Source organism: Thermomonospora echinospora (assembly GCF_900108175.1).
Taxonomy (GTDB): domain Bacteria; phylum Actinomycetota; class Actinomycetes; order Streptosporangiales; family Streptosporangiaceae; genus Thermomonospora; species Thermomonospora echinospora.
On the sequence record NZ_FNVO01000006.1, the window covers coordinates 329,281 to 355,358 of the forward strand.

Annotated in this window: 24 protein-coding genes, 2 tRNA genes and 1 pseudogene; 11 read left to right on the forward strand and 16 right to left on the reverse strand. The window is 70.9% G+C overall.

Going from position 1 to position 26,078, the window contains the following annotated elements; all coding sequences use genetic code 11:
* The first annotated feature begins 106 nt into the window (after positions 1-106).
* The gene (locus C4U03_RS17160) at positions 107-631 is read left to right on the forward strand and encodes a class I SAM-dependent methyltransferase (protein ID WP_103938781.1); all 525 of its coding nucleotides are present in this window, start codon (positions 107-109) and stop codon (positions 629-631) included.
* Positions 632-782: 151 nt separating this feature from the next.
* On the opposite strand, the gene C4U03_RS40450 is transcribed toward C4U03_RS17160, so the two are convergent.
* The 6 genes from C4U03_RS40450 to C4U03_RS17185 form a co-directional block, all read right to left on the reverse strand.
* A complete protein-coding gene (locus tag C4U03_RS40450) occupies positions 783-950 on the reverse strand; it encodes a hypothetical protein (RefSeq protein ID WP_160147021.1) in 168 nt (55 codons plus the stop codon).
* A gap of 124 nt (positions 951-1,074) precedes the next feature.
* Positions 1,075-1,644, reverse strand: coding sequence for a hypothetical protein (locus C4U03_RS17165; RefSeq protein WP_103938782.1), 570 nt, complete (start codon positions 1,642-1,644; stop codon positions 1,075-1,077).
* 176 nt (positions 1,645-1,820) lie between these two features.
* On the reverse strand, positions 1,821-2,516 hold the full coding sequence (locus tag C4U03_RS17170) for a DUF1444 domain-containing protein (RefSeq protein ID WP_103938783.1): 696 nt from the start codon (positions 2,514-2,516) through the stop codon (positions 1,821-1,823).
* Between the two features lie 106 nt (positions 2,517-2,622).
* A complete protein-coding gene (locus C4U03_RS17175; protein WP_103938784.1) occupies positions 2,623-4,128 on the reverse strand; it encodes a cobyric acid synthase in 1,506 nt (501 codons plus the stop codon).
* A gap of 158 nt (positions 4,129-4,286) precedes the next feature.
* Positions 4,287-5,267: a cobalamin biosynthesis protein gene (locus tag C4U03_RS17180; RefSeq protein ID WP_103938785.1), complete on the reverse strand. Its 981-nt coding sequence runs from the start codon at positions 5,265-5,267 to the stop codon at positions 4,287-4,289.
* A complete protein-coding gene (locus tag C4U03_RS17185; RefSeq protein WP_327372989.1) occupies positions 5,251-6,063 on the reverse strand; it encodes a phosphotransferase in 813 nt (270 codons plus the stop codon). Before C4U03_RS17185 ends, C4U03_RS17180 begins: the two co-directional genes overlap by 17 nt.
* 176 nt (positions 6,064-6,239) lie before the next feature.
* Between C4U03_RS17185 and C4U03_RS17190 the strand changes: the two genes are divergently transcribed.
* The 3 genes from C4U03_RS17190 (at position 6,240) to C4U03_RS17200 (ending at position 7,936) form a co-directional block, all read left to right on the forward strand.
* A tRNA-Arg gene (locus tag C4U03_RS17190) sits at positions 6,240-6,313 on the forward strand.
* A gap of 345 nt (positions 6,314-6,658) precedes the next feature.
* Positions 6,659-6,862, forward strand: a complete 204-nt coding sequence (locus C4U03_RS17195; protein WP_103938787.1) for a hypothetical protein — start codon at positions 6,659-6,661, stop codon at positions 6,860-6,862.
* Between the two features lie 696 nt (positions 6,863-7,558).
* A complete protein-coding gene (locus tag C4U03_RS17200; protein ID WP_103938788.1) occupies positions 7,559-7,936 on the forward strand; it encodes a hypothetical protein in 378 nt (125 codons plus the stop codon).
* A gap of 194 nt (positions 7,937-8,130) precedes the next feature.
* On the opposite strand, the gene C4U03_RS17205 is transcribed toward C4U03_RS17200, so the two are convergent.
* The 3 genes from C4U03_RS17205 to C4U03_RS17215 all read right to left on the reverse strand — a co-directional run bounded on the left by C4U03_RS17205 (position 8,131) and on the right by C4U03_RS17215 (position 9,813).
* Positions 8,131-8,877 (reverse strand): hypothetical protein, encoded by a 747-nt coding sequence (locus tag C4U03_RS17205; protein WP_103938789.1) that lies wholly within the window; start codon positions 8,875-8,877, stop codon positions 8,131-8,133.
* A 321-nt stretch (positions 8,878-9,198) separates the two neighbouring features.
* Entirely contained in the window at positions 9,199-9,600 is a 402-nt protein-coding gene (locus C4U03_RS17210) for a type II toxin-antitoxin system VapC family toxin (protein WP_103938790.1), read from the reverse strand.
* Positions 9,601-9,606: 6 nt separating this feature from the next.
* On the reverse strand, positions 9,607-9,813 hold the full coding sequence (locus tag C4U03_RS17215; protein ID WP_103938791.1) for a hypothetical protein: 207 nt from the start codon (positions 9,811-9,813) through the stop codon (positions 9,607-9,609).
* Positions 9,814-10,066: 253 nt separating this feature from the next.
* Here C4U03_RS17215 and C4U03_RS17220 point away from each other — a divergent pair.
* A tRNA-Ser gene (locus tag C4U03_RS17220) sits at positions 10,067-10,131 on the forward strand.
* Positions 10,132-11,422: 1,291 nt separating this feature from the next.
* Here C4U03_RS17220 and C4U03_RS42990 read toward each other — a convergent pair.
* The 6 genes and pseudogenes from C4U03_RS42990 to C4U03_RS17250 form a co-directional block, all read right to left on the reverse strand.
* Positions 11,423-11,581 (reverse strand): annotated as a pseudogene (locus tag C4U03_RS42990) (DUF2625 family protein); the annotation flags it as partial.
* A gap of 45 nt (positions 11,582-11,626) precedes the next feature.
* Positions 11,627-12,127, reverse strand: coding sequence for a hypothetical protein (locus C4U03_RS17235; protein WP_103938793.1), 501 nt, complete (start codon positions 12,125-12,127; stop codon positions 11,627-11,629).
* 326 nt (positions 12,128-12,453) lie between these two features.
* On the reverse strand, positions 12,454-12,711 hold the full coding sequence (locus C4U03_RS39980) for an RING finger protein (RefSeq protein ID WP_146087420.1): 258 nt from the start codon (positions 12,709-12,711) through the stop codon (positions 12,454-12,456).
* 189 nt (positions 12,712-12,900) lie between these two features.
* On the reverse strand, positions 12,901-13,341 hold the full coding sequence (locus C4U03_RS17240; RefSeq protein ID WP_103938864.1) for a PPOX class F420-dependent oxidoreductase: 441 nt from the start codon (positions 13,339-13,341) through the stop codon (positions 12,901-12,903).
* A gap of 298 nt (positions 13,342-13,639) precedes the next feature.
* Positions 13,640-14,497, reverse strand: a complete 858-nt coding sequence (locus C4U03_RS17245) for a hypothetical protein (RefSeq protein ID WP_200827288.1) — start codon at positions 14,495-14,497, stop codon at positions 13,640-13,642.
* On the reverse strand, positions 14,491-15,249 hold the full coding sequence (locus C4U03_RS17250; RefSeq protein ID WP_103938794.1) for a MerR family transcriptional regulator: 759 nt from the start codon (positions 15,247-15,249) through the stop codon (positions 14,491-14,493). Before C4U03_RS17250 ends, C4U03_RS17245 begins: the two co-directional genes overlap by 7 nt.
* A gap of 136 nt (positions 15,250-15,385) precedes the next feature.
* On the opposite strand from C4U03_RS17250, the gene C4U03_RS17255 reads away from it, so the two are divergent.
* Positions 15,386-16,354, forward strand: coding sequence for an SDR family oxidoreductase (locus C4U03_RS17255; RefSeq protein WP_103938795.1), 969 nt, complete (start codon positions 15,386-15,388; stop codon positions 16,352-16,354).
* 64 nt (positions 16,355-16,418) lie between these two features.
* On the opposite strand, the gene C4U03_RS17260 is transcribed toward C4U03_RS17255, so the two are convergent.
* A complete protein-coding gene (locus tag C4U03_RS17260; protein WP_103938796.1) occupies positions 16,419-16,862 on the reverse strand; it encodes a hypothetical protein in 444 nt (147 codons plus the stop codon).
* A 162-nt stretch (positions 16,863-17,024) separates the two neighbouring features.
* On the opposite strand from C4U03_RS17260, the gene C4U03_RS17265 reads away from it, so the two are divergent.
* From C4U03_RS17265 to C4U03_RS40455, 5 genes are all read left to right on the forward strand, one after another.
* Positions 17,025-17,258, forward strand: coding sequence for a hypothetical protein (locus tag C4U03_RS17265; protein WP_103938797.1), 234 nt, complete (start codon positions 17,025-17,027; stop codon positions 17,256-17,258).
* Positions 17,259-17,437: 179 nt separating this feature from the next.
* A complete protein-coding gene (locus C4U03_RS17270; protein ID WP_103938798.1) occupies positions 17,438-19,813 on the forward strand; it encodes an alpha/beta hydrolase in 2,376 nt (791 codons plus the stop codon).
* Positions 19,814-20,021: 208 nt separating this feature from the next.
* Entirely contained in the window at positions 20,022-21,920 is a 1,899-nt protein-coding gene (locus C4U03_RS17275; RefSeq protein ID WP_103938799.1) for an RNA ligase family protein, read from the forward strand.
* Between the two features lie 2 nt (positions 21,921-21,922).
* Positions 21,923-24,790 carry a poly(A) polymerase gene (locus tag C4U03_RS17280; protein ID WP_103938800.1) on the forward strand — a complete coding sequence of 956 codons (2,868 nt, stop codon included), beginning with the start codon at positions 21,923-21,925 and terminating at the stop codon, positions 24,788-24,790.
* A gap of 501 nt (positions 24,791-25,291) precedes the next feature.
* Entirely contained in the window at positions 25,292-26,044 is a 753-nt protein-coding gene (locus tag C4U03_RS40455) for a helix-turn-helix domain-containing protein (protein ID WP_160147022.1), read from the forward strand.
* Positions 26,045-26,078 lie beyond the last annotated feature (34 nt).

The window sequence follows — 26,078 nt, forward strand, 5'->3', positions numbered from 1 at the left end:
TCCTGCGACCGGTCACCCACCCGTGGCACCGCGCACAGAGAGCGGAGCATGAACCCGGCCGCTGCCCCGGGTCATTTCGTCACCCCCGGTCCCTACAGTGCGGAGCATGGCGAGCGTTGCGGTGCCCGAGCGGCTGACCTGGGCGGTGGAGACCTTGGAGGTGCGGCCCGGCGATCGGCTGCTGGAGATCGGCTGCGGGCGCGGGGTGGCCGTCGCGCTCGTCTGCCCCCGGCTGGACGGCGGGCACATCACGGCCATCGACCGTTCGGCGACGGCGATCGAGGCCGCCGTGCGACGCAACGCCGAGCACGTCGCCGCGGGCAGGGCGGCCTTCGAGCACATCGACCTGGAGACCGCGGACCTCGACGACCGGTGCTTCGACAAGATCTTCGCCGTCAACGTCAACCACTTCTGGGTCCGTGACCCCGCCACCGAACTGGACCGCCTCGTTCGGGTCCTGAATCCGGGTGGTGCTCTCTACCTGTTCTACGAGCCGCCCTCTGCCGCCAAGGCCGCCGAAATCACCGCCAGCCTACGGCCCGCGCTGATCCGGCACCGCCTCACCGTCACCACGTCAACGGCCCGCACCGCCAAGCGGACACCCTTGCTGTGCCTGAAGGCCGGCACGTAGACGACCAGATCACTGCAGTTCCAGGCCCTTCACGGCGAGCACCACGTCAGGCCCGAGGACATCGACGCCGTACGGCCGTCGCAGGCAGCCCGGGATCGGCTTCGCGGCGGCGAGCCGGCGTGCCCGGTTCGGCGGACGAGGTCCTCGGCGGTCAGACCGGGTAGCGGGTGGCCTCGTCGAGCTTCGTGGGGCCGGGATCGGCGATGGCCTGGGGAAGGGGCGGGACCTCCTGTTCGGCGACCAGGTCCTCCAGCGGTGTGCGCGGGGGCAGGGCCCGCCACCGCTTCGTCTCGGCCGGCTGCTGTCGATCATCGCTCATGCGACCATCATGCACGCGGATATCCGTTTTGCGCATGGCAGGTCGATGCTTTCTCCCCGCCGGTGTGCCGCCCTCCGGATGCGGCGGGGCATGGTCCTTCGGGCCGGTCGGCCGGGGCGGCGTTCTACTCCAGGCGGCGGATGATGGGGTTGATCAGCTCGTTCAGCTCCTTGACCATGACGGCGACCGCGTGGCGGGCCGTCTCCTCGAAGTCGGCGTCCGGGCCTTCGGGCGCGGCGGGGAGGTGGTCGAGCGGGACGGGGGCGTCCACCAGCAGGGTGGTGCGCAGGTGGGGGCTTTTGCTGAGCTCCTCGTCGGAGGGTTTCAGGAACTGCCCGAACACCTGCGGCCACCCCCGCCAGCCCCGGTCGCGCCACCACTCGCGAGAGGCGGTGAGCTCGGCGGGCGGCGGCGACACCAGCTTGATGTGCGCGGTCAGGCTGCCGTCCCAGGCGTTACGGGTACAGGTCGCCTTCCACACCCGGCGGTGCCAGCGGACATATCCCGGCGTCAGCGAGGGCACGGTGGCCAGCCGCCAGGCCGTGCAGGCGAACGTCACCGGAGCGATGTCCCCCCAGCTCTCGGCGAAATCGGCCACGTTGCGGCGCACGTGCTCGCCGTAGCGGCTCAGGCCCGTGACGGCACGTTCCCGGTCGTAGTCGTGGTCGACCCAGAAGGCCACATGCTCGCCCAAGTCCCCTCCCTGGCGGTGGCGTCCTCCCAAGCCAGTCTCAGGGAGCGCACGCACCGGACAGGCGCGATTCCGTTCTCAGCGGAACAGGCTGTGAGCGAACACCCCCGAACGCCCCGTACCCGGCCGGCCGACGTGTGACAGCACGTTCCGTACTGTCGCCAGGCGGGGAACGCGCTCTAAGCGAACAGTTCCCAGGACGTTCCGCGCCGTACCAGCAGGTCCCTGGTCAGCAGGAGGTGGGGGCGCTGGGGGGCCAGGCCGTGGGGAGGGATGCCGGAGGCGTCCTCGGGCGGCAGGCGGCGGTCGTCGGACCAGATCTGGTCGACGACCCAGCGGAGCTTCTCGACGCCGTCCGGGTGGCCGGTGCCGGTGGCCACGAACAGGTCCCGGGCGGGGATCGCCACGACCAGGTCGCCCTCCACGTCCTGGGCGAGCTTGTCCACGAAGCCGTCGTCGAGGACCAGCCCGGCCTCCAGGTCGCCGCCCGCCGTCACCGAGACCGCGCGCACGTCCGGGTACCAGTTGAACGACACGTCCGGGCGCCGCACGCGCAGGTTGGCCACGGCATGTTCACGCAGCTCCGGCGGTTCCACGCCCAGCTCGGCGCAGTGCCGCGGCGCGATGTGCTCTAGCGCGCAGGTCTCGGCGGGGGCCTCCGCCTCGGGCCGGTCGATCGCCCGGTCGATCACCCGGTCGATCGCGTAGCCGACCAGCAGGTTCCCGGCGAACGGCTCGGCCAGCGGCACCTCGGTGGCGGGCAGCGGGAACTCCAGCTGCATCTCCACGGGCACCCGGGCCTTCATCACCGGGACGACCAGGGCGAGCGCCTCGGTCTGCGGTGGGGCGACGGCGCTGTGCCGGGGCTGCCTCATGCACGATCCTCCTGCGGCTTTCGGCTTGAAACCGATCACCTTACCGGCATCATGGCCGGTCCACGGTGTGCGCCGGTCCTCCGGCCTGTCGTTCCGCCGGTGCGCCTCACGGGACGAGATCGGCTCCCGCGGGGGGCACTACGGGCAGGCCGGGCGGGGCGCCCCGCTCGATCAGCCGCCAGAGCGCGGCGGTGTCGAGGTGCCGTTCCACCATGTCCCCGAGCGCGTCCAGCCTGGCCTCGCGCAACGCGCCGAACGACACGTCGGGGGCAGGGGTGAAGTCCCGCCCGGCCAGGTCCGCGACCTCTCGCAGGAACGCCCGACGGAACCCATCGTTCTCCAGCGCGCCATGCCAGGTGGTGCCCCACACCGCGCCCGCCCGGCAGCCGTCCAGGAACGGCTCGGCGCCCTCGTCCACCGTCGCGATCCCGTGATGGATCTCATAGGCCCGCACGTCGTGGCCATAGGCGGCCCCGGACGGACGGCGCAGCGTCTTGTCTGCGGCGAACTCCACCCGTACGGGCAGCAACCCCAGCCCTTCGACCCGGCCGGCAGCGGACTCCACCTCGTCGACGATCTCCGCCGCGAGCATCTGGTAGCCCCCGCAGATGCCCAACACCGGACGTCCCGCCGCGGCCCGCCGTACGATCTGGTCGGCCAGCCCCCGGGCGCGCAGCCAGCCGAGGTCGGAGACGGTGGCGCGCGAGCCGGGCAGCACCACCAGGTCGGCGTCGGCCAACTCGCCGGGCGTGGTCGCGTACCGCACCGACACGCCGGGCTCACAGGTCAGCGCATCGATGTCGGTGAAGTTGGAGATCCGTGGCAGCCGGACGACCGCCACCCGCAGTGTCTCGGCCCCGTGCGGGGCCGGCGCCGCGGGGAGCGGAACGTCCAGGCCCAGGCTGTCCTCCACGTCCAGTTGGAGGCCGTCCAGCCAGGGCAGCACGCCGTAGGTGGGGCGCCCGGTCAGCCGTTGCAGCTGTTGCAGCCCCGGGGCCAGTAGTTCCTGCGCGCCCCGGAACTTGTTGATGACGAATCCGGCGATGAGGGCCTGGTCGGCGGGCTCCAGCAGCCCCACCGTCCCGTACAGCGCGGCGAACACCCCGCCGCGGTCGATGTCGCCCACCACCAGGACGGGTAGCCCGGCGGCCCGCGCCAGGCCCATGTTGGCGATGTCACCGGCCCGCAGGTTGATCTCCGCCGGGCTGCCCGCGCCCTCGCAGATCACCACGTCGTACTCGGCGCGCAGCCGCTCCAGGCTGGCCAGCGCCACGTCCCGCAGCCGGTCCTTGTGCTCGCGGTACTCCAGCGCGTCCACGTCCGCCACCGGACGGCCGAGCACCACCACCTGGCTGCGGCGGTCGCTGCCGGGCTTGAGCAGGACGGGGTTCATGTGGGCGGTGGGCTCGATCCGCGCCGCCTGCGCCTGCGTCACCTGAGCCCGGCCGATCTCCGCGCCGTCCAGGGTGACCATCGAGTTCAGCGACATGTTCTGCGCCTTGAACGGGGCGACCTTCACCCCCTGCCGCACCAGCCACCGGCACAGCCCGGCGGTCAGGACGCTCTTGCCCGCGTCCGAGGTCGTCCCGGCGACCAGCAACGCCCCGCTCATCCGAACGCCCCCACTTCCCTTCGGCCGACCGCTCGGGCCGACCCGTCCACTCTGCTCGCCCTCCGCCGCGCTCCAGGCCACGCGCCCTCTCCGGGGGCCGCGTCTTTCCTCTGACTCCTTGAAGCGTGGAGACCCCCGCCTTGAGGCAGGGGAGGAAGTCAACCTGGTCGCGTTCCAGTGCCGGCCGCTCCGCGTCGTACGGCCAAGGCGCCCGCCGCGCACACCGCGGCCGCGGCCAGCCCGACGGCGGTCGACAGGCGGACCGCCCGGCGGATGTCATCGACCTCCGGCGGTGGGCCGTCCCCCAGTTCGGGGCGGTGCTCGGCCCGCCCGCCGTAGACGTTCGTGCCGCCGAGCCGCACGCCGAGCGCCCCGGCGAAGGCCGCCTCGCACCGGCCGGCGTTGGGACTGGGATGCGCCGCGCCGTCACGCCGCATCACTGCGTGGGAGCGCCGCATCGTCCCGCCCGCGAACGGAGCGCAGGCCACGGTGAGCAGGGCGGTCAGCCGGGCCGGCACCCAGTTGGCCACGTCGTCGGACCGTGCCGACGCCCACCCGAACCTCTCGTACCGCTCGTTGCGGTAGCCCACCATCGCGTCGAGCGTGTTGATCGCCCGATAGGCCAGCAGCCCCGGGACACCGGCCACCGCTCCCCACACCAGCGGGGCGACCACGGCATCGGAGGTGTTCTCCGCGACGGACTCGACCGTGGCCCTGGCCAGTTCCTTCGGCCCCAGGCCGGCCGGGTTGCGGGCGCACAGGTGGGGCAGGCGGGCGCGGGCCGCCTCCAGGTCTCCGTCCTGGAGGGCTTTGGCCATGGCCCGGCCCTCCCGGCCCAGCGACGTACCGCCGAGCACCGCCCAGGTCGCCGCAGCCGTCACCGCCACCTGGGCACAGCGCCCCCGGGTCGCTCGTTCGACGGCGACACCGGCCATCGCGGCCCCGGTGACCAGGATTCCGGCGTAGACCGCTCCGCGTGCCCTGGAGTCGGCGTACATCCGCCGTTCCAGCGCCGCCGCCGTACGGCCGAACGCCGCCACCGGATGCCCGCGCCGGGGATCGCCCGTGGCCGCGTCCAGCGCCACCCCGAGCAGCAGCCCCGCCGCGCGTGCGCCGGCGGCCCTACCCGAGCCGGGCATCCAGTACGTCCCAGCTCTGCTCCAGCCAGTCCTGTCCCCGACGGATGCGCACGCCTATGCCGCCCCGCCACATGCGCTCCCAGCCGCCGCCCAGCCGCTCGGCGCGCGCCCGCATCGCCAGGTAGGAGCGTTCGAACCGCAGCCGCGCGACCGGCAGCACCCGCCGCCGCTCCTCCCGGCCCAGCCCGTAGGCATCGCAGAACCGCCGGATCCGCCGCCCCACGGCGTCCGCGTCCAGCCTGGCGAACACCTCGTCACGGTCGGCCGGATCGGCCAGCGGCGCCCACGTCCGCAACGTGTTCACCACGTCGAACAGCCGTGTCGTGGGCCGTGCCAGATCGAAGTCGATCAGCCCGTACGGAACACCGTCCCGGAACACCACGTTGTCCGGCGTCACGTCGCAATGCCCGATCAGCTCCGGAGGATCGTCCACATTGGTGGTGAACGCCACGTCCCAGGGCGCGTCAGGCGGCGCCTCGTACATGCTCACCGCATCGTGGAACCGCCGCAGCAACCGCGCGACCCCGCGCAGCGCCTCCTCGGTGGCGGCGTACTCCCGCATCGGCCGGCCCGGAGTCTCCCCCGGCATCCACGTGAGCACCTCCCGGCCCAGCTCGTCGATGCCCAGGAACCGCGGCGCCCCCTCGAACCCCACCCGCTCCAGATGCCCCAGCAGCCCGTGCACCGCCGGGCTGTGGGCCCGCAGCGGACGCCGCACCGTGTCCCCCGCCCGAACGACACCCTCCGTGACGTCTCCGCCCGTCAGAACGACCTCATGCCCCTGCTCCACAGCCACGGGCAACAAAGATAGGCCCCGGCGGCCACTTCTCCACCCCAGATCTCCATGGCCTGAAGCCACAGGTCCCCCCTACACTGTGGGTCGGCGTCCGGCCCTCGGCCGGATCCCACGCTCAGCCGAGGGCTCCGCGAACCACGCGTTCGCCCCCGCCACCGGCCAGGCGAGGTGTGCGAGCGCCCGTAGCTCAGCTGGATAGAGCATCGGACTTCTAATCCGACGGTCGCAGGTTCGAATCCTGCCGGGCGCGCCTTCCTCACCCAGGAAAACTCCCTACGACCAGGGGAACGCACTCTCTCACCAGCGGTGACATAGCCTGGTTACACGGAGAGCCTCTGGAGACGCGCTTAGCCCGGCACATTGCCGAATGAGGCTGTTTGAGATCAAGGCGGCGGTGCTGCGCGCTGCTGCTGCGGTCCGCTGGCCGCGCTGCCCGGCGCGTGCGGCGTGGGCGCCGGTCACCGCCGCCGGTCCGGCCGGCCGCTGCGCATCGTGCCCCACCGCCAAGTGCTCGCTGTACCGGCGGTCACCGAGTCCGCGTCACCACCCCCGAAAACGGCTGGCGGCCCAACCGTGCGACTGTGACGATCGGCCCATGAGCGAGGAATCCGACCGGCTCGATGGCCTGATCCTCAACTGCCAGGTACTCCGTGCCGTACGGCTGATCATGGAGTTGTTCGAGTGCGGTCTTCGCGAAGCCATCGGGCTCTTCGACGCCCGGTACCACGAGCTACGCGAGACACGGCCCGATGACTTCATCGTGAGCCCGGACGAATACGGCCACGGCGTCTACACCTGAAAGAGCACGCCTCCGGCGGGGGTACTCCGGCCCCGGAAGCCCAGCCCACACGGGCACCGGTGGTCTGTGGTGAGGGTGGAAGTCTGGTCCTCGCCCACCGCCGTCCCAGGCAGAGCCGAGCCATGTGCCCTGGCCTCGCTACCATGTGGGCGGGCCAATCACCGGAAGTGATCCATGCCTCGCCGCCCCCCGGCACAAGTACGTTCCAGGCTTCCCCGCCGGTCTCGCCGGTACCGCTGCTCGATCCCCGGGCTGCCGGCATCAGTCCACCGCCAACTCCAGAACTACGAGCTGGACAACGGCTTGGACCTCGGCCAAGTTGCCGATGCCTACGGCAGATACAGACGGTTCGCCCTTCGAGGGAAGCCATACAGGCGTTTTGCCGGATGGACACCGGACAACGCCTATGACTGGCGAGCCGACCTCGACACCCCCCGCAACATGCTCGAACTCGCCATGCGGAGCCTCAGCCCCCGAGCCAGACGCCGGCTTCAAGCGCTGATCACACCGCTCGATGAGGCTTACCAGGCATGGTCGCTTAACAACCCGTTCGCTCCGCCGGACCTCCCCTGGTGGATGCGCCGTATCAACAGCGTCCATTAGCAGTGGCAGCAGCGACAAGCCGCATCCACCACAGGCACGCCGCACGGTTCCGAAGCCTGTTTCAGGAGCCTTGCCCTCTGCGATCATTCCGGCATGAGCTACGACCTGGCGGTCTGGGAGGGCAACCCGCCCGCAGACGATCGGGAAGCCCTGTCGGTGCATCTGGCCTTGTTCGATGAGTACCTTGAGGCCGATATCGGCGAGTTGCTTCCAGGGAACCCCCTCGTCAAGGAGTTCGTGACGGCGATGGCAGAACGCTGGCCCGACTCCCTCGGAGAGGACACCCCGTGGTCCGCTGGCGCTCCCGACGAAGGGTCGGCCGCCGGCCCGATCGCCTACCTTGCGATCTCGTACAGCCGGGCCGAGGAGGTGGCGGCCTACGCGGAAAGCGTTGCCGCGGAACTTGGACTCATCTGTTTCGACATAAACCAAGGACGCCTGCGCACGTGTCCTCCAGCCTCCAGAAGGTGAGGGGCAGGCCCTGAGACCGGCTGATCGAGCGTGACTCTGGGGACTCCGCCGTCCCCAGACCCCTGCGCGCCAGAGCACTCGTCCGCGCGCTTTCGTCTGTCACACCGTCTCACCGTTCGCGCGGACGAGCACTCTGGACCGACGCGCCTCCGTCTGGCGCGTTGGTGAAGCGGTGGAGTGGCGATTGGCCTGATTCACTCCCGCAGCAGGGATTCCGCCGTGGTGCGGACCTGCTCCACCTGGTCGGCGGTGAGGCGTCGGACGTCCCAGATCAGTTCGGCCACGTCGGCTGCCACCGGGTTCTGCCGCGGTGCCACGTCGGGCAGTTCGATACCGGTCAGGGCGGCCATGTCGTCGGCGGGGATGCCCAGCACGGTTGCGAAATCGGCCAGCAGGTCGGGGGTCAGTTCCTTGCGGCCGCCCCCCACCGCCCCGATCGTGGCCCCGGCCAGATACCGGCCGGTCAGACAGAGCAGCACCATGGCGGATCCCGTCCATGCCAGACTGCGGTTGCGGAGCATGCGCACGAGCAAGGCGCCGAAGCCCGGCTGGTACTGCTCCCATGCCGGCGGGGGTGGAACCGGCTGTGTGCGGTTCTGCTGCGGCAGTGAGCGAACGAGCTGACGCAACCGATGTACGTGCTCTGAGGGCAGGGACACGGCACGCTTCACCAGGGGCGGGACCAAGAGCCCGGCCTTCGCGTCCAAAGGGGCCAGATCGTCCGGCACCACCGCCCCTGCCATCACGAACAGGTCTGCGGTACGCAGCCCGAGCACGGGCGCGAGCCGTCGAAGCAGCGATGAGTCCGGCGCCGCACCGCCCATGACCGCTTGCAGTTCAGGCTCACCGGCCCCGACCAGCGGGGACAGGGCACCAACATCTAGATTCCGGTGGGCTGACAACCTCGCCAACAACACGCCAAAGCCCGGATGTTCCGTCATCCCGCCCAGCCTAGTTCCGGTCGACGCGACACCACAGGGCTGGAAGGACCATCTCCCCCGAATCCGTGAGCGCTGGCAGCGGTGACGGCAGGACAGCCCGCCGCGGACGTTGCTCACCTTCAGGGCGGAACGAACTGGTAAGGATAAGGCCGGGAAGCCAAGCGGTTGCCGAAAGCAGGGACCGAAGGGGCCTTCGACCGCTGCGGGATATACGCGGGATGGAAAACATTCGGGTCACACCCGGCAGAGGCGTTCGGGCAGATGAGAGCGCCGACGAGTGTGGAACGGGCGCTCGATTCCTAAACCGTTGCGCCGCCATGGTCAGGTGGTGATCAACGTCAGTCCTTCGTGGGTGGCGAAGTCTTCGAAGTCCTTGGCGTTCAGGGTGGCCAGCGGGAGGCCGTACGCCAAGGCGCAGGCGGCTATCCAGGAGTCGTTGGCCGGCCGGGGGCGGCCGCGGCGGATCGCGGCGGCGGAGATGTGGCCCCAGGTGATCGCGACGTCCTCCGTGTAGGGCAGGACGATCACGCCGTTCAGCCAGTGGCCGAGAGCCTCGCGGTTGCGGCGGCCCCACTGGCGCAGCTCGGCCCACTGGGTCAGTTCACCCAGGGTGATGAACGTGATGCAGGGCTGCTTGCCGATCAGGCGCGTCATCACCGGGGAGGGGACGCGGCGCTTGAGGCTCAGGGAGGCTACGTCGGTGTCGAGGACCACACGATCCATGGGTGATCAGGCTAGGTCCGCTCGGCGCTCCGCCGCGACGTGTTCGAGGAAAGCGTCCAACTCCTCATCGGAGTCGAACACGCCGTCCTGGGCGAGATCATCGGCGGACTGGACCGGCCGGACGCTCTTGCGGCGCGCCAGTTCATCGAGCGACACCGAGCCGCCCAGCGGAGGCTCCGCCGCGTAGTCTGCGCTGCTCGTGGTCACCGTCACCCCAGACTCTCTAAGGGCTGTCTAAGTGCTGTCCGACCAGTGTCTCATCCTGATGCCAGGTAGCGACAGATAAGGACAGGTAGCGACAGGCACGCCCAGGACGAGTCCACGATCCAGGCACTGCGTCAGACTCAGAACCGCTCACAGGACCGCGCACCGCGTCGACCGGGTTGACCAAGATCCGGAGCATGCACGGAATGATCTTGCTGGTGGACGCGCGCTGGCGAGCGATCGCGGCAGGTCAAGCTGTACGGGGCCTGGTGGTTCACGGTCGGACTTCTAATCCGACGGTCGCAGGTTCGAATCCTGCCGGGCGCGCCTTCCTCACCAGGAAAACCCCTACGACCAGGGGAACGCGCTTTCTCCGCTGATCGCCCAGGTGCAGCCGCAGACCGCCGTCAGCAGCGCCCACGGAACGATCTTGGTGGTGTTCACGCGGGTCAGCACGGGCAGCAGAGAGGTCCTGAACGATTCCGGGGCCTGTACGCGGGGTCGTCATCACGCCGCCGATGCGCCCTCAACACGTTGGTCTGCGGCCTCGCGTTCCCCGTCGGTGCACCACCCGGCGCACCACAGACACAAGACCGCCTATCGAGAAGTCTCCACGCTTTGAGGGGATTGCCATACCCTCATCCTAGAAAATCAGCAGAGACGACTCAGAGCCGAGCATATCTAGGAACACGAGTGCGCAATCATGTGCGAAGCAACGAGACCCAATGAGCACGGAATCCCCTGACCACAAGTCGGATGGCTGCATTGGCGCAGGCCATGTCGCATGTTTCCAAAAAACCCAGCCTGTAGGCCGGTTTGTCTGCTACAAAATAGGCATGACCATCTTCTTCTGCGCCAAGTGCGGGGCCGCGCTCACACAGGAGCTTGAGGCACTGCCAAGTGTTCCTGAGATCGAGGATCTCAATAACAGACGAGATCCCAAGACTCGACGGGCACCGTCCACGGTTCCGCTCGGCTACTATGCGATCGAGACGGAACCATGGGGTGCGCCCTACGTCCCAGCGCAGGGACAGAAGAAACCCAAGCCCGCACAGCCACGCGGTCCAGTCATGATCATCGGTGGCACATTTGTGATCTCCGCCGGAGTGACCAACAGCGTGGTGGTAAATCCGGATGACGCGCCGCACCTCCGGCCATTGACCGACGGGGCCAACAGCCTCGGTTGCTGTGGACCCTCAGGCGAATACGGACTCAATCGCGCCTGTCCTTGCGGTGCACCCATCGCCACCCTAACCGCGGATTGCATGGGCCCATACGAGCTCCACCTAGATCCCGTACGGGCATACGCCTTCGATCAGTGAATCCAGCCCCGTGGTCGACCATGCCCGGCCTCAGCTCACGTGTCACGCACATGAGCTTGCGCTCATGCGCGAGACGTCAGAAGCGTTGAGGGCCGGAACTCCCGGCCAGGAGATGCCCCGCCCCTCGTGCAGTCCTAACGGGTGGACCATCGCACCGCAGCGCGGAAGACTCGCCATGAAGCCGGGGGTAAGCAGCTAGCCCGACACGTTGCCGAATTGGGCTGTTTGGGATCAAGGTGGCGGCGCAAGCGCCGCCTCTACGGTCGCCGGTGGCGGTCAGGCGTGGGCACCTTCGGTCAGTTACAGGGCGCCGCCTCGGTTTCCCACCCAGGCCAGCGCAAGGTGTCGTAGAACTGCGTCAGCGAACCGGTGAGCACGGCGTACGGCCAGTCGGCGTACCCCTGCTCCAAGTCCAGCCAGTCGAGATCATACGGGCCGAAGCAGTGGACGGTCGGTGGCGCTCCCGGACTGGTCGACGCCCAGGTCGCCGATGACGGATGTCAGCTTGTTCTCGGGGCGAGGTCGATGTACTCCCCGTCAAGGTGAGGTGCAGCGATGTCCTGACGCGCATACAGTCGCACGAGCGCCTGCCCGTCCCACAGCACCAGGCAGGGAAGACGCTCCGCCGTGGTCAGCCGGGCAATATCGGTCGAGGGGACCACACCCCAATACCATCGCGCAGGATCGATTCGATCCGGAAGTTCCAACTCCAACTCCATGTGCATGATGAGGTTCTTTTTGCGGGCGCCCGGGCCGGGGTCCCGGTAATTGACGACACGAGCCGCCCCGCGGATTCCCTGCTCGGCGAAACGTCGGTCGAATTGCGCCTGAACATTCTTGGCCTCACGACCGAACAGCGTGAACCCCACGAAAGAGAACACCAAGGTGGCAATGATTCCTACTTGGAGGGCAAGCCAGCCCGTCCCACCTGAGATCACATCGGTGAATCTGGCCAGCACCACGGCGCCAATTCCGCCGAGAAACGACACGATGGCCGCCATAACAGCACCAAGGAGGGGTATGCGCAGACTTTTCCCTTGCATCATGCCCCTAGAGGCTACCAGGGGATCCAGTTTCCACCTAGCCGTGCTGTGCCGCCAAAATGGGGGCGTGCGGCACGGGATCGTGTTCACGTTCCCTTCCGGGGTGGCCTGGCGGGACGGTCCGGGCCGGGCGTGCGCCCTGGGACCAGTCCCGGTCCGGCCGCCCGGCTCCGCCGGCCGGAGCGTGCGGCGTGGACGCCGGCCGCCGGGCGGTGAACCGTCGAGCCGTGTCCCCTCCACGACCGGCCTGATCAGACTGTTCTCGGTGAGGGGCGTCGCTGGGCTCAGTCGCGCTCTGGAGGCCATCGACGGACGTGTTCCAGCGCCAGCTCACGACATGTCGGGCAGGACTTCTCCCGGTCGGTATAGAAGGGATGCCGGTAGATTTCGACCTTCTCACCAGGCAGGCCGCAGAGCGTGCCCTCATAGGTGGCGGCGTGCTCGATCTCCGACCGGCGAGTCGAGCCGGCAGCCCAACGCCCGACGAGTGGGCCGAAGAGGCGGCGGCGGGGAGCCTCACCGGCTCGCTTGGTGTAGGTCACGTCGCAAGCCGGGCAACGAAGCCGCCGGGTGCGGCGGTCGACATGGCCACGCGGAACCAGGTCACCACCACAGAACTCGCAGCGCATACAGCCAGGGTGACAGGAACATCCGATGCACGCTCACCTTGCCCCTGCCGACCGCGAACGCCGTGGGCTACTGGCGTCCGGCCAGACGGCAGTTGATCCCTATCACGATATGTTGCGGGAGTTGTAGCCCTGCATATGCGGCAGCCGTTCGGGTGAGGCCGGACCGAACTCATCGATGTTCCAAGCGATGATCCGGCGCGGATGGATGCGGAGCGTCTCGTTGTCGAACACCGGCATCAGCGGCGGGTCGAGGGGCACGATCTCAACTCGTCCGCGAATCTCAATGCCGCACCCCCTCTGGCCGATCGGGTTGGGCTCGTCGGACTCACCGTCCACGATGAAGGAGACCCGTGGGTCAGCCTGGACGTTGCGGAACTTCTGGCTACGGGTCAACGCAGGGCCGCCGATGTCGAGGGTTCCAGCGTCAGCGTTGACCCAGAAGGCCACAGGATGAATCTGTGGTGCTCCATCCGGCCCGATGGTCGCCAAGCGACCCAACGGATGTTCGACCAGATACGTGAGCTCAGCCTCAGTGAAGGTCATGCCACCAGCCTGATACCTCAACCTCAATTGAGGTCAAGCCTCATTCCAGTACAGCCAGACGCATGGGCCCACCCGGAACTCGGTCAGGTCTGGTACGTCGTGAGGCTGACGGCAATGACGGCAACAGGAACGACACCCCTCGCGCACTAACGGCCTTGAGCCGCAGGACATCCCGAAAGGGGACTCTGATCACCTTGAATGGGAACAAACTGATGATCTTGCTGGCGTTCGTGCAGGTCAGCGCCGGGAGGCAGACAGGCCCCGGAACGGTTCCGGGGCCTGATAGAACGTGTTTCAGTCAACCGTCCCCCACGGTGCCGGGGGCGGGCTCATGGCGGGGGCGCAGTGCGTTCACCGCGGGCGCGGCGTCGTCGGCGAAGAAGCGGATCGTGCGGACCTGGGCACGGCGGCCGAAGGGGCGTACGGCGGTGACCGGTTCGGTCAGTTCGATGACCAGGTTGGTCTGGGAGGCCACTGCCACGGTGAGCCGGTCGCCGTCCACCTTCACCATGCCGCTCTCGTCGTAGCTGCGGACGTGCCGTACCTCGGCGATCAGCTCGCGGGGGACGTGCAGGTCGAAGAACGCGCCGTAGCGGATGCGCACCCCGTCGGTGGAGACGACGTGGGGCCGGGTGATGCAGGCCGCGACGACCGCCAGCACGGCCAGGATCGTGTAGGCGTCGATCACGAAGACCACGGCGCGCAGGCCGGCAGGTACGCCGAGCGCCCGCAGCACGATCTCCACGCCCACCAGTTCCACGACCATCGCGAACAGGAACATCAGCATCGTGGAGGTCTGCGCGCGGGAGTAGGAGACGGCGACGGCGCCGGGCGGCACGCCGTGGCGGCGGCGGGCGACCCACAGCGCGAGGCTGACCATGCCCTTGGAGTCGAAGCCCACGATCCGCCGCACCTGTTCGGGGACCAGCCGTTCCCAGGCGCCGCGCAACGCCGCCCGGCGGTCCGCGCCCGCCCGGCGTTCGGCCCGGAACAGCCGGTATCCGGCCGCCGCCTCCAGCACGAGCACGGCCAGGACACCGACCTCGACCGCCACGACCACCGGGTGGGGCAGGGGGACCCCGGACACGAGCAGGACCGCGAGCACCAGCTCCGCGGGCACCATGGCGAACAGCGCGGCACGCGCGACCCTCAACATCTCACCCTCTCCTTCAGCATGATCACCACCAGCCGGAAGACCTCCGCCTGCGCGGCCGACAGTTCCTCCCACATCGCCTCCATCCAGTGGTCGGTCGCGGGGTCTTCGAGACTGCCGATCATCACCGACGCCATCTCGTCGGGGATGTAGGCGGCCACGTCGTCGGCGAGGGCGGCGACGCGGGGATCGCCGACACCGGCGTCGGCGATCTCGTCCAGCCGCGCGTAGAGGGCCCGGCCCTGCTCGGAGACCGCGGGCTCGGTGAACGGCCGCAACAGCTCGACGAACTCGGCCCGGTCGGCAGGATCGGCCCCAGTGTCGGCCAGCGCCAGCAGCCCGCGGTCGAACTCGGCGAACGTCGAGCCCTCGGTAGAGAGCCCGCGCAGTACCGCCGCCATGTCGGGCGAGACCGTCGAGTCGGGGTGCAGCGAAGTCTCCGCCAGCAGCGCCGCCAGCCGCTTCCGCCTGGCCTCGATGGCCCGCTGCTGCCGGGCCAGGTCGGCGTCCAGTTCCAGCAGCACCTCCCGCAGCTCCCGGCCCCGGTCGTCGGCCAGAACGTCGCGGATCTCGTCCAGCGACAGGCCCAGCTCGGCCAGCCGGCGCACGCGGGCCAGAGCCACCGCGTCCCGCAGCCGGTACTCCCGATAGCCGTTGGCCAGCCGTTCGGGCTCGGGCAGAAGGCCCAGGTGGTGGTAGTGGCGCACGGTACGGGTGGACACCCCGACCAGCGCCGCGAGTTCGCCGATCCGCATGCCCCCAGTAGAAACGTTGACGCTACGACAAGGTCAAGCTCGGGCACGGCCCGCCGGTCCCACGGCCGGAATGATGGGCGGGTCGTGGGGTACGCACGGGGTTTCGGAAGGCCGTGGGTGAACGGGGTGAGGTCGCATGAGGATGAAGGGGAAGGTGGTCGTCGTCACCGGGGCGTCCAGTGGCATCGGGCTGGCGACCGCGCTGGCGTTCGCGGCGCGGGAGGCGTCGGTCGTGCTCGCGGCCCGCCGTAAGGGCGTGCTCGAACAGGTGGCCGCCGACTGTGAGGAGCAGGGCGGTTCCGCTCTGGCGGTGCCGACCGACATGACCGATCTGAAGGCCGTGGAGGAGTTGGCGCGGCGGGCGGTGGAGCGGTTCGGGCGGATCGACGTGTGGGTGAACTGTGCGGCGGTCGGCATCTACGGGCCATTCACCGAGACCCCGCTGGAGGATTTCCGCCGGGTGCTGGACGTGAACATCATGGGCTACGTCCACGGGGCCAGGGCGGTGCTGCCGTACCTGCGGGAGCAGGGCGAGGGCGTCATCGTGAACGTGGCGTCGATCGCGGGGGTCCTCTCCCAGCCCTACGCGCACGCCTACTCGATGTCGAAGTTCGCGGTCCGTGCCATGAGTGCGAGCCTGCGGCAGGAGCTGGCGTTGGAGGGCGCTCGGGGCATCAAGGTCTGCACGGTGCTGCCCGCGGCCATCGACACGCCGTTCTTCCAGCACGCGGCCAACTACACCGGCCGCAAGGTGCGGGCGATGCCGCCGATCTACACGCCCGAACGGGTCGCCCACGCGATCGTCGACCTGGTGCGGGTGCCGCGTCGTGAGGTCGTCGTGGGCCCGGCGGGGCGTGGCCTGGTGCTGCAGTCCCGGTTCACACCCGGCCTGGTGGAGCGGATGATGGCCCGGCAGGTGGACCGCACCCATCTGTCGCGGAAGGAGGCGGCGCCGGCCACGTCCGGCAGCCTGTACGCGCCAAAGGACGACCGGGGAACGGTCGGAGGCGGCTGGCACGGCAAGCGCAAGACGGCCGTACGCCGGGGAATGGCGCTGGCCGCCCTGGCCGGTGGCGCCGCCGGCGCCCGACGCCTGCTCCGCTGAACGGGCCAACGGGCCGGACAGGCTGAGCCGGGCTGAACAGGCTAAGCGGGGTGGGGCACGGCCCTCAGCGCCGTGTCTCCCCTGTGGCGCGGCGGGTCGCCGGCTCCAGCAGGGTGGCGCCGGTGGTCGGTGGCGTGTCCGGGCGCAGCACCTCTCCCGTCTCGATCAGCGACTTGGTCTCTCGCAGGGCGGCGCGCACCGCCTGTCGCGGGTCGTCGCCGCGTATCCGGTCGAGGGCGCCGGCCACGACACCGTTGCGCGGACGCGCCGCCAGCTCGGTGCCCCGGCCGCCGGGGGCCGGGCTCATCCGCAGTTCGACGTTGTCACGCAGCCGTTCCAGGGGCTCGGGAAGTGGGTCCGACAAGCGCTCGGGCGGGCAGTTCACGGTGACCACGAACCATCGGCCGTCCTCGTACAGGAGCTTTCCGACGGCGCGGGCCTTCAGCCGCTTGGCGACCCCCACCGCGACGCCCGCGGCCAGTGCGGCGAAGGCGACCGTACGCCTCATGATCTCTCCTTGTCGGTGCTGCCCCGAGCGATGGCCAGGGTTGTCCCCGCCATACCGCCGTAAAACCCCCGTCCGCGGAAACTTCGCCCCGTGGTGATCTGTGCGGCGGATTGGGCAGGGAACGGGCCGCAGACGGCGACCACGACGATGTGAGGAGCGATCGTGACGATCACGGTGGACCACGTACGGCAACTGTTCGCCTCCGACGAGCCGGGGGCGACGCTGGTGATCGTGGCGGGACGGCCCCAGATCACCTCGAACCCCGCCGAGGACGACGGCCTGGTGGTGGCGGGCCGCGAGGACCTGATGCGGGGCCGCGACACCCCGCCCGGCGAGGACGAGCTGAACAGGCTCGCCGAGACCCTGAACGCCACCGTCTCCGAACTCGGCGGCTGACGGCCGAGGCGCCGGCCCGCGGGGGTCGGACCGCAAGGTGAGGGTTTACCCGACCGAAATGACCGCGTAACTTCGCAGGGCACCGCATAGGTTCTCATTCTAGTGCAAATCACTCAAATCCCATCAGCCCCGATAACGCACTGATGGGCATCTGAGGCACAGCACTCGAAGGGACACATATGCCCTGGCACAGACGCGCCTGGCGACAGGCGGTCATCGGGGTCGCGCTGACCTCCGCGACCCTCGCGGCCGGGCCGGTGTACGCCGATCCGGCACCGGCGAAGAACTGGACCGTCGAGGCCGTCGAGGGCGGCGGGCACCGCATCACGCTCCGGCTGGACGAGCCCCTGCCGGTCCGCGACGCCGTACCCGAGATCGCCGTCGACGGCAGGTCACTGGGCCCGGCCCGGGAGTCCGCGGACGGCAGGACGCTGACAATCACCACCGACGACCCGCGCGCGGCCCGAGCCTCCTCCGTCCAGCTCGCCTGGAACGGCGAAGTCCCCTCCAGCACCGGCCCGAGGGCCAAGGCGGCCCCCGCGCCCGGGCAACAGAAGAAGGCCGAGGAACTGCCCGTCGACCCGGGAGAGCCCGGCCCCTACGCCGTGGAGAAGGACGCCTACGACCTGGGCGACACTGCCATCACCCTGGCCGGTCTCGGCGGCCGCAAGGCGGAGATCCGCGCCGTCACGTACATGCCCAAGACGTCGGGCAAGCGGCCCGTGGTGCTCTTCCTGCACGGCCGCCACTCTGCCTGCTACGACCCCGTCACCTGGCGCACGTCCAACACGCAGTGGCCCTGCCCGGAGGGGCAGAAGCCCATCGACAGCCACAAGGGCTACGACGGCCCCGCCGAGGCGCTGGCCAGCCACGGATACGCCGTGGTGTCGGTCAGCGCGAACGGCGTCAACGCCGCCGACAACCCCTACAGCGACGACCGCGGGGCGCTCGCCCGCGGCGAAGTCGTCATGCGGCACCTCGACCTGCTCGCCGACGCCGCCAAGGGCAAGGGCGACCCCGCGCTGGCCCGCCTCTTCAAGGGCCGCATCAACATGTCCGACATCGGGCTGATGGGCCACTCCCGTGGCGGCGAAGGCGTCGTCAAGGCCGCCCTGATGAACGACGGCCGCGGCAAGCCGTACGGGATCAAGGCGGTGCTGCCGCTGGCGCCCACCGACTTCGCCCGCGCCACGCTGCCCAACATCCCGATGTCGGTGATCCTGCCGTACTGCGACGGGGACGTCTCCAACCAGCAGGGACAGCACTTCTACGACGACACCCGCTACGCCGACGGCAGGGACCGGGCGTTCCGCTCATCTCTGATGGTCATGGGGACGAACCACAACTTCTTCAACACCGAGTGGACCCCGGGCGTGGCCAAGTTCCCCGCCAACGACGACTGGTTCAACAACGCCGACCCGGTGTGCGGCAACACCGCTCCCTCGCGGCTGAGCGCAGCCGAGCAGTACGCCGTCGGAACCGCCTACATCGCCGGGTTCTTCCGGCTGGTGCAGGGCGGCGAGGACAAGCTGATGCCGCTGTTCGACGGCACCGGTGGAACGGTCCCGTCCGCCGGGCGGGTCGAGGTCCACACCGTCGCCCAGGCCCCCGCGCAGCAGCGGATGGACGTGGCCACGTTCACCTCGGCGAACCCGGCGGTGAGCGTCACGGGCGCGGCGACCGGCGCCGTCTGCGCGGGCATGCTGGACCGTTCCCCGGGCAGCGGCCTCCCGTCGTGCGCCACCGCGCTGACCACCTCCCAGGCCCCGTCCTGGACCCCGGCGACCTACGCCCCCAACGTGGCCTCCACGCCCGTCATGCGGTTCCGCTGGACGGCCCCTGACGGCCAGATGAAGGTCGCGATGCCGGCCGGGCGCGGCAACGTCGGCGACTACGACGCGCTGACGTTCCGGGCCGCGCTGGACGAGTCCTCCGGGGCCGCCGACCTGACCGTCACCGTGCTCGACCATAAGGGCCGCTCCGCCGAGGTCCGGGTGTCGGAGGTCAGCACCGCGCTGACCCGCTTCCCCGGCGCCGCCTCGCCGCTGCCCAAGACCTGGCTGCGCACCGTGCGCATCCCGGTCGCCTCCCTGGAGGGCGTCGACCTGCGCAACGTCCGCGAGGTGCGGATCGGGGCCGGCAGCGAGTCCGGCGGGGTCTACCTGGCCGACCTGGCGTTCACCGACATGGACGCCGGTAAGGACCGCCAGTCGGCGCTGCCGCAGGTGTCGGTCGAGAACCTCACCGTCCCTGAGGGAGACGGGGCGGGCACGGCCACCATGACTCTGACCCTGTCCAAGCCCGCCGACGCGCCCGTGACCGTCAACGTGCAGTCGCTCGTCACCGGGGCGGCCCCGGTGATCGAGCAGGTCGCCCGCGAGGTGGTGATCCCGCGCGGCGCCACGTCGGCGACGTTCCAGATCCCCGTGCTGGGCAACGACTCCGTGGCGAGCGCCGCCCAGTCCTACCAGGTCATCGCCTCGTCCCCGACGAACGCGGTGATCGGCAACGGCTTCGCCCGCCTGGTCGTCACCGACGACGAGGCCGCGGCCTGACCCACGCCACCGGCCGCCCGCCGGATCCCGCCCGGGGTCCGGCGGGCGGTCTTCTTCGGTCTTGGACCGGCTTTCGGCGAAGAGGCGGCCGCCTGACCGGCCGCCTCCCTGACCCCGCCGGAGAAAGGGGCGAGGGTAATTCGGTGGATTCGTCCCATCCGCTCCCCGTAAATTCGCCGGGCGTCAAAGCCGTCACGGGGAGCAGGCCATGCGAGTGCATTATCCGCGTACTCCGCATCTGCCGTGGTCTCCGGGGGTGACCTCGGACGACGTGCGGGCCGGGGGTCTGGCGGGGCTGGCCGGGCGCGAGGTCGTGGTCACCGAGAAGCTCGACGGGGAGAACACGACCCTGTATTCCGACGGGCTGCACGCGCGTTCGCTGGACTCGGCGCACCATCCGTCGCGGGCCTGGGTGAAGGCGCTGCACGGCAGGATCGCGCGGCTGATCCCGCCGGGGTGGCGGGTGTGCGGGGAGAACATGCACGCTCGGCACTCCCTCGCCTACGACGATCTGGAGAGCTGGTTCTACGCGTTCTCGGTGTGGGACGGTGACCGCTGTCTAGGCTGGGACGCCACCGTGCGGTTCGCGCGGCGGCTGGGAGTGCCGGTGCCGCGGGTGCTGTGGCGTGGAGTGTTCGACGAACGGGCTATCAGGGCGCTGAAGCCGGACACCGCACGGCAGGAGGGCTATGTCGTGCGGACCGTCGAGGGGTTCGCCTACGACGAGTTCCCTGAACGGGTGGCCAAGTGGGTGCGCAAGGGTCACGTGCAGACCGACGAGCACTGGATGCTCGCGCCGGTCATTGAGAACGGCCTGAGCCCGGCCGCCGCGCTGTGGGAGGTGCGTTCGGGCGGCCGTCCCGCCGTACCGGCGCTGCTGGCCGCGCTGGGCATGGCGAACGCCCGGCAGAGCCTGATCGCGGACATGAGGGACACCAGGCCGGACGGGGCCGCCGCTCCGCAGGCTCACTGGCCGGGCATGGGCGGCGCCGTGGAGCGGGCCGTGGCCGAGCGGGCTGAGACGACCGTGGCCGAGCGGGCCGAGCGGGCCGAGACGACCGTGGCCGAGCGGGCCGAGGCGGCCGTGGACGACGTCTATGCGCGCCTTGATCTGCTGGGCAGGCCGGGGGACGCGCGGCTGGCCGGGGTGGTGGCGGTGCTGCTGCACGGCGCGTACCGGTCCTGGCTGGGACCTCGGCTCGTGGCGCCGCTGGGAATGCCGGTGGCCAGGCGGGTCGCCGACCTGGTCGGGCTGCACGCGATGCTGCACCGCGACTTCCCCGACGACGAGCGCCGCGCCGGGCTGGCACGGCTGGCCTGGGCCGCCGATCTCGGGGTGCTGCACGCGGTCGCCGCCTCGGTCCTGACCGGACGCGACGACGCGGAGGCCGCCGCCGCACGCGAGCAGGTCGGCTGGTCCGAGCTCAACGCCGAGGACGCCGGGCTGCTCGGCGAGGCGCCGCTGGAGCCGCTGCGCGCGGGCATGTGCGAGGCGTTGGCCGGATACGACACCGATGTGGCCGACCGGTGCTGGGCGGAGGCCCGCCAGGCGTACGCGCTGGGACGCGCCTCGACCGTGGAGGCGGCCTTGGCGCTGACCCGGCGGTGGCGGCCCGGTGGGTTCCCCCGGCTCGTCATCACGGTGGGGCCGTCGGGCAGCGGCAAGAGCACGTTCGCCCGGAGCCTGCCGGATGCCGATGCCGTCGTCTCGCTCGATGACCTGCGCGAGGCCCGAGGGTCGCGGGCCGACCAGAAGGCCAACGCCGAGGTGCTGCGCGACGGCCTGGACCGGCTGGACGCGCTGCTGGGGCGCGGCGGCACCGTCGTGTGGGACGCCACGGCGCTGAACCGGCACCAGCGTTCCCTGGTGCACGCGGTGGCCCGCCGCCGTGACGCGCTGACGACGCACGCGGTGATGCTCGTTCCCAAGGAGGTGCTGACCCGGCGCAACGCGGGGCGCGAGCACCGGGTGCCGCCGGCGGTGCTGGCGGCCCAGCAGCGCCGCTTCTCCCCGCCGTATCCCGGGGAGGCGCACCGCACCTGGTACGTCGGGGCGGAGGGCCGCATCGGCGACACCGCCGGAGGCCTGTGCGGCGAGGAGGGATGAGGATGCGCACCAGCGAGGAGGTCTACCACCGGATCCGCTGGGACCCCCGGTTCGACGCCGCCCGGTTCGTGGTGGGGATCACCATGCGGGGGGCCGAGCCCAAGCGGATGCCGCTGCCCTCGTTCGTGCCCGGGGGCGACATCCCCTGGCACCGGATCGTGTTCTTCGAGGCGGACGGCGAGCTGGTCTGGGACCGTTCGACCGGCCGGGACGTGATCGACTCCTCCCGGGCCGGGCGGACCCGGGACGCCCGCCGGCTCCGCGAGCCGTTCTTCACCGCCAGGACCCCGTTCGCCTGGGACCCGCTCACCGGCTGGCGTCCGCTCGAAGGCCCGCCCGCCCAGGCGACGCGGGCCGGGCTCCGGGTGCTGACGTGGAACACCCTGTGGGACCGCTACGACGGCGACCGGATCGACACCGACCGGCGCAGGCCGCTGCTGCTGGAGGCGCTGAGGCGGGCCGACGCCGACGTCATCGCGCTGCAGGAGGTCGAGGCCGGGCTGCTGGCCATGCTGCTACGGGCCCCGTGGGTCCGTTCCGGCTACACGCTGAGCACCGGTCCCTCGGGGCGGGACATCACCGAGTACGGGCTGCTGCTGCTCAGCCGCCTGCCCGTGCTGGAGGCCGGCCGCCACGTGCTCGGCCGCCACAAGGCGGTCGAGGCCGTCACGGTGCAGACCGCCGGCGGGCCGGTCGTGGTGGCCGTCACGCATCTGACCAGCGACCATTCCGAGGGCGGCGCCGTCCGGCGCGAGGGCGAGCTGGCCCGGCTCGCCGAGGTGCTGGCGGGCGTGGACGGTGACATGGTCGTGCTGGGCGACTTCAACGACGGCGGGAACGGGCCGGTCCGGGCGCTGGACATGCGGGACGCCTGGACCGAGGTCCACGGTCCCGGCGACACGACCGTGACCTTCGACCCGCGGGCCAACCCGCTGGCGGCGGTCTCGTCGCTGTCGGGCCGCGCGTCCCGGCTGGACCGCGTCCTGCTGCGCGGGCCACGGGCCGCCGGCGCCGCCCTGCTGGGCGACTCCCCCGCGACCCCGGACGGCCTGTTCGTCTCCGACCACTACGGCGTCGTCGTGGACATCGCCCCCGGCGAGGGCGAGGGCGACCCCTCCGGAGTCCTGGACGCCCGGCCGACCGCGCGGACGGCGGTGGCCTGGATCCCCCCGGCCGAGCTGTGGCCGGCGATCCAGGAGATCCGCGAACGGTACGACCCGCGGGTGCGCCGATGGCCGCCGCATGTCAACGTGCTGTTCGGGTTCGTTCCCGAGTCCGGTTTCGAGCAGGCGGCCCCGCTGTTGTCGTCCGCGGCGGCCGCGATCGCGCCGTTCACCGTCCGGCTGGAGGGCGTGCACACCTTCACGCATCGCGACGACTGCACCGTCTGGCTCGACCCGACCGCGGCCGGATGGGAACCGTGGGAGGCACTGCACGATGCGCTGGAACGCGCGTTCCCTCACTGCAAGGGCCGCGCCGAGGGTTACACCCCTCACCTGACCCTGGCGAGGACACGCCATCCGGAACGGCTCGTCGCCGAGTGTCAGGCCCGGCTCGGCGGCATGTCCGCGCACGTCGGCGAGCTGGTCCTGCTGTCACGCCGGGGCGAGGAGCCCATGCGCCCCCGGGCGACCGTCGCTCTGGGCACCGGAGAGATCCACTGGCTCGACGACGAGCCCGCCTTCCCCGGAGCCGTCCCGTACGGCAGTGCCGCGCGGCCGGCGGGCCGGTCCCAGGCAGGCACCCCCCATGTCGCCGCCTCCGATGCCGCGCGGGTGGTCGATCAGTTGCGGGCCGTGCTGCCGGAGGGCGTCGTCCATGTGGCCGGATCTCGGCGGCTGGGATGTGAGCTGCCCGGCGCGGACCTGGACCTGGTGGTGGCGTTGCCGGGCGAGGTCGGCACCGCCGCCGTCGAGGCCCGTGTCAGGGAGGCCCTGCCGCAGGCGGCAGGGCTGCGGCGTGTCATTGGGGCCCGGGCGCCCGGCCTGCGGCTGCGGGCCGGTGACCTGGGAGTGGATCTGGTCGTCGTCGCCACCGGCGGCGTTCCCCCGGACGAGGCGGTGCGGCGTCGTGCCGAGCTGGACGAGGCCGCCGCGATCGCGTTGAGCGCCGTCAGCGACGCGGACGCGGTGCTCGACGCGGTCGGCGAGCGGCGTCCGGCGTTCCTCGGGCTGGCCCGGCAGGTCAAGGCGTGGGCCAGGGCGCGCGGGCTGGACTCGGCCCCGTTCGGCGGGCTACCGGGCGTCGCCTGGGCCGTCCTGGCCGCACGGACGGTACGGGAGGCCGACCCGCCCCCCGGTGACCTGCTGCGGCACTTCTTCGGCCACTGGGCCGCCTGGGACTGGCGCGACCCGATCGCGCTCGGGCCGGGCGAGGAGAGCTGCGCCGAGGCCCCGGTCCGCGTCCTGACCCCGTCGGCCCCCGTCCGGCTGTGCAGCGAGCAGGTCGGCGCGGGCATGCGCGACCTGCTGACCCAGGAGCTGTACACCGCCTGGGAGACCCTGGAGTCGGCGCCGGAGACCGGCGTCCTGTCGCCGCCGCCGATGCACCGCCGGCACGCCGCCTGGGCGGTCGTGACCGTCCGTTCGGAGAACCTCGACACGGCGGTGGGCCGCGTGCGGGGCCGGATGCGTTCGCTCCTCACCGCCCTGGAGGAGGCGGGCGCCCACGACGCCCACGCCTGGCCGAGGCCGTTCGTGACCGGATCCGGGCTCGCGCGGTTCGCCATCGGGCTGGGGCAGTCCGCCCTGGACGCGGGAACGATCTCCGAGGTGGCGGGCTCCTGGACCGCGGGCCTGCGCGGAGTGGACCTGGCCTGGAAGGAAGGCGGCCACGTGCCCACGCTCCTGCCGGAGGACCTCGCCCGCTGACGTCCACGGCCGGGGCGCGGGCCGGAAAGACCGAAGACCCGCCCGGGAAGGTTCCCGGGCGGGTCTTCGACGATGACGCCGATGTGCGGGTCGCCTCTCGGCGAAAGGCACAACGCGGCTCCAGCCGGACGGTATTCCGCGAAGGCGATAGATGAGGCCCGGGGACACCAGGCACATCGGCGACACCGTGTATAACCCTACCGTCGGCGGGATTGTTCCCGCCCGGGAGGGCTGCCGACCGCCCGAGGTGCGTCAAGGCCGGCGGAGGTCTCTCCTCGGCTTCGGTGATCCGGAGCGGTGGGTCGACGACGCGGTGTGTCCTCCCGGCCACGTTTCCCCTATCGGCGGATAAGGCTTCTTGCTCCGGCACGTCGGGCGCTTCCCCTCTACAGTGAGGCCGGGGGCGGACGGGCCTCCCGAGGTTGGCGGGACGGGAGCCTCGATGGTCCAATGGGGCGGTGCCCGCAGCCGGTGCGTCGAGTTCGGGTCGGAGGCGAAGTGATGGCTGACGGTCGGCGGTCCCTCGCCGAGATCCTCGACGGGCTGTGCCTGCGCCCGGTCGGCCGCCCGGACCCCTACACCAACACCGAGCTGGCCCGGCTGGTCAACGAGCGCGGTGGGGACATCACCGACGGCTATATCTCGCACCTGCGCAAGGGGCACCGGGACAATCCCACCCTGCAGACCTTGCAGGACCTGGCCGCCGCGCTCGGCGTGTGCCCGGCGGTCTTTGTGGGCGGGCGGCTGGAGCGTCTGGACGAGGAGTGCCCGCGCCGGTCGTTCTCGGCCAAGCTGCGGCACCTGTTCACGGCGGTCTACCCGCCCGAGCGCGGGCCGTACACCCCGGAGGACGTGGCGGCGGCGATCAGCGCCGGCGGCAGGTACGGGACGATCTCCGCCAGCCACATCCGGGACCTGCTGAACCCGGGCCCGGGCTCACTGCCCAACCCCCGGCTCAAGCACATCCTGGGGCTGGCCGACCACTTCGGGCTGGCCGACGAGCACGGCCCGCAGGCCGCCTACTTCCTCGACGACCGGCTCGCCGCCACCATCGACGCCGAGCTGGCCGATCTGATGGCGCTGCGGGACGCCGGGGTGGTGGACTTCGTCACCCGGGTGGCCGCGCACGCGCCCGCCTGGAGCCCGGAGCTGCGCCGCCAGGCCGTACGAGCGATCACCCAGGCGCTGGAGTCGGGGGACGCGGGCACCGGCTGGGTGTTCCCGCTCACCGGCGAGCGGCTTTCTACCGAGTAGGGACGCGAGCAGGGCGGCAGGGACGTTGCGACAA

Coding starts and splice junctions, on each gene's coding strand:
- C4U03_RS17160 (WP_103938781.1), top strand. CDS start 107: ATGGCGAGCGTTGCGGTGCCCGAGCGGCTGACCTGGGCGGTGGAGACC.
- C4U03_RS40450 (WP_160147021.1), bottom strand. CDS start 950: ATGAGCGATGATCGACAGCAGCCGGCCGAGACGAAGCGGTGGCGGGCC.
- C4U03_RS17170 (WP_103938783.1), bottom strand. CDS start 2,516: ATGAGGCAGCCCCGGCACAGCGCCGTCGCCCCACCGCAGACCGAGGCG.
- C4U03_RS17175 (WP_103938784.1), bottom strand. CDS start 4,128: ATGAGCGGGGCGTTGCTGGTCGCCGGGACGACCTCGGACGCGGGCAAG.
- C4U03_RS17180 (WP_103938785.1), bottom strand. CDS start 5,267: ATGCCCGGCTCGGGTAGGGCCGCCGGCGCACGCGCGGCGGGGCTGCTG.
- C4U03_RS17195 (WP_103938787.1), top strand. CDS start 6,659: ATGAGCGAGGAATCCGACCGGCTCGATGGCCTGATCCTCAACTGCCAG.
- C4U03_RS17200 (WP_103938788.1), top strand. CDS start 7,559: ATGAGCTACGACCTGGCGGTCTGGGAGGGCAACCCGCCCGCAGACGAT.
- C4U03_RS17205 (WP_103938789.1), bottom strand. CDS start 8,877: ATGACGGAACATCCGGGCTTTGGCGTGTTGTTGGCGAGGTTGTCAGCC.
- C4U03_RS17210 (WP_103938790.1), bottom strand. CDS start 9,600: ATGGATCGTGTGGTCCTCGACACCGACGTAGCCTCCCTGAGCCTCAAG.
- C4U03_RS17235 (WP_103938793.1), bottom strand. CDS start 12,127: ATGGCGGCCATCGTGTCGTTTCTCGGCGGAATTGGCGCCGTGGTGCTG.
- C4U03_RS17240 (WP_103938864.1), bottom strand. CDS start 13,341: ATGACCTTCACTGAGGCTGAGCTCACGTATCTGGTCGAACATCCGTTG.
- C4U03_RS17245 (WP_200827288.1), bottom strand. CDS start 14,497: ATGTTGAGGGTCGCGCGTGCCGCGCTGTTCGCCATGGTGCCCGCGGAG.
- C4U03_RS17250 (WP_103938794.1), bottom strand. CDS start 15,249: ATGCGGATCGGCGAACTCGCGGCGCTGGTCGGGGTGTCCACCCGTACC.
- C4U03_RS17255 (WP_103938795.1), top strand. CDS start 15,386: ATGAGGATGAAGGGGAAGGTGGTCGTCGTCACCGGGGCGTCCAGTGGC.
- C4U03_RS17260 (WP_103938796.1), bottom strand. CDS start 16,862: ATGAGGCGTACGGTCGCCTTCGCCGCACTGGCCGCGGGCGTCGCGGTG.
- C4U03_RS17270 (WP_103938798.1), top strand. CDS start 17,438: ATGCCCTGGCACAGACGCGCCTGGCGACAGGCGGTCATCGGGGTCGCG.
- C4U03_RS17275 (WP_103938799.1), top strand. CDS start 20,022: ATGCGAGTGCATTATCCGCGTACTCCGCATCTGCCGTGGTCTCCGGGG.
- C4U03_RS17280 (WP_103938800.1), top strand. CDS start 21,923: ATGCGCACCAGCGAGGAGGTCTACCACCGGATCCGCTGGGACCCCCGG.
- C4U03_RS40455 (WP_160147022.1), top strand. CDS start 25,292: ATGGCTGACGGTCGGCGGTCCCTCGCCGAGATCCTCGACGGGCTGTGC.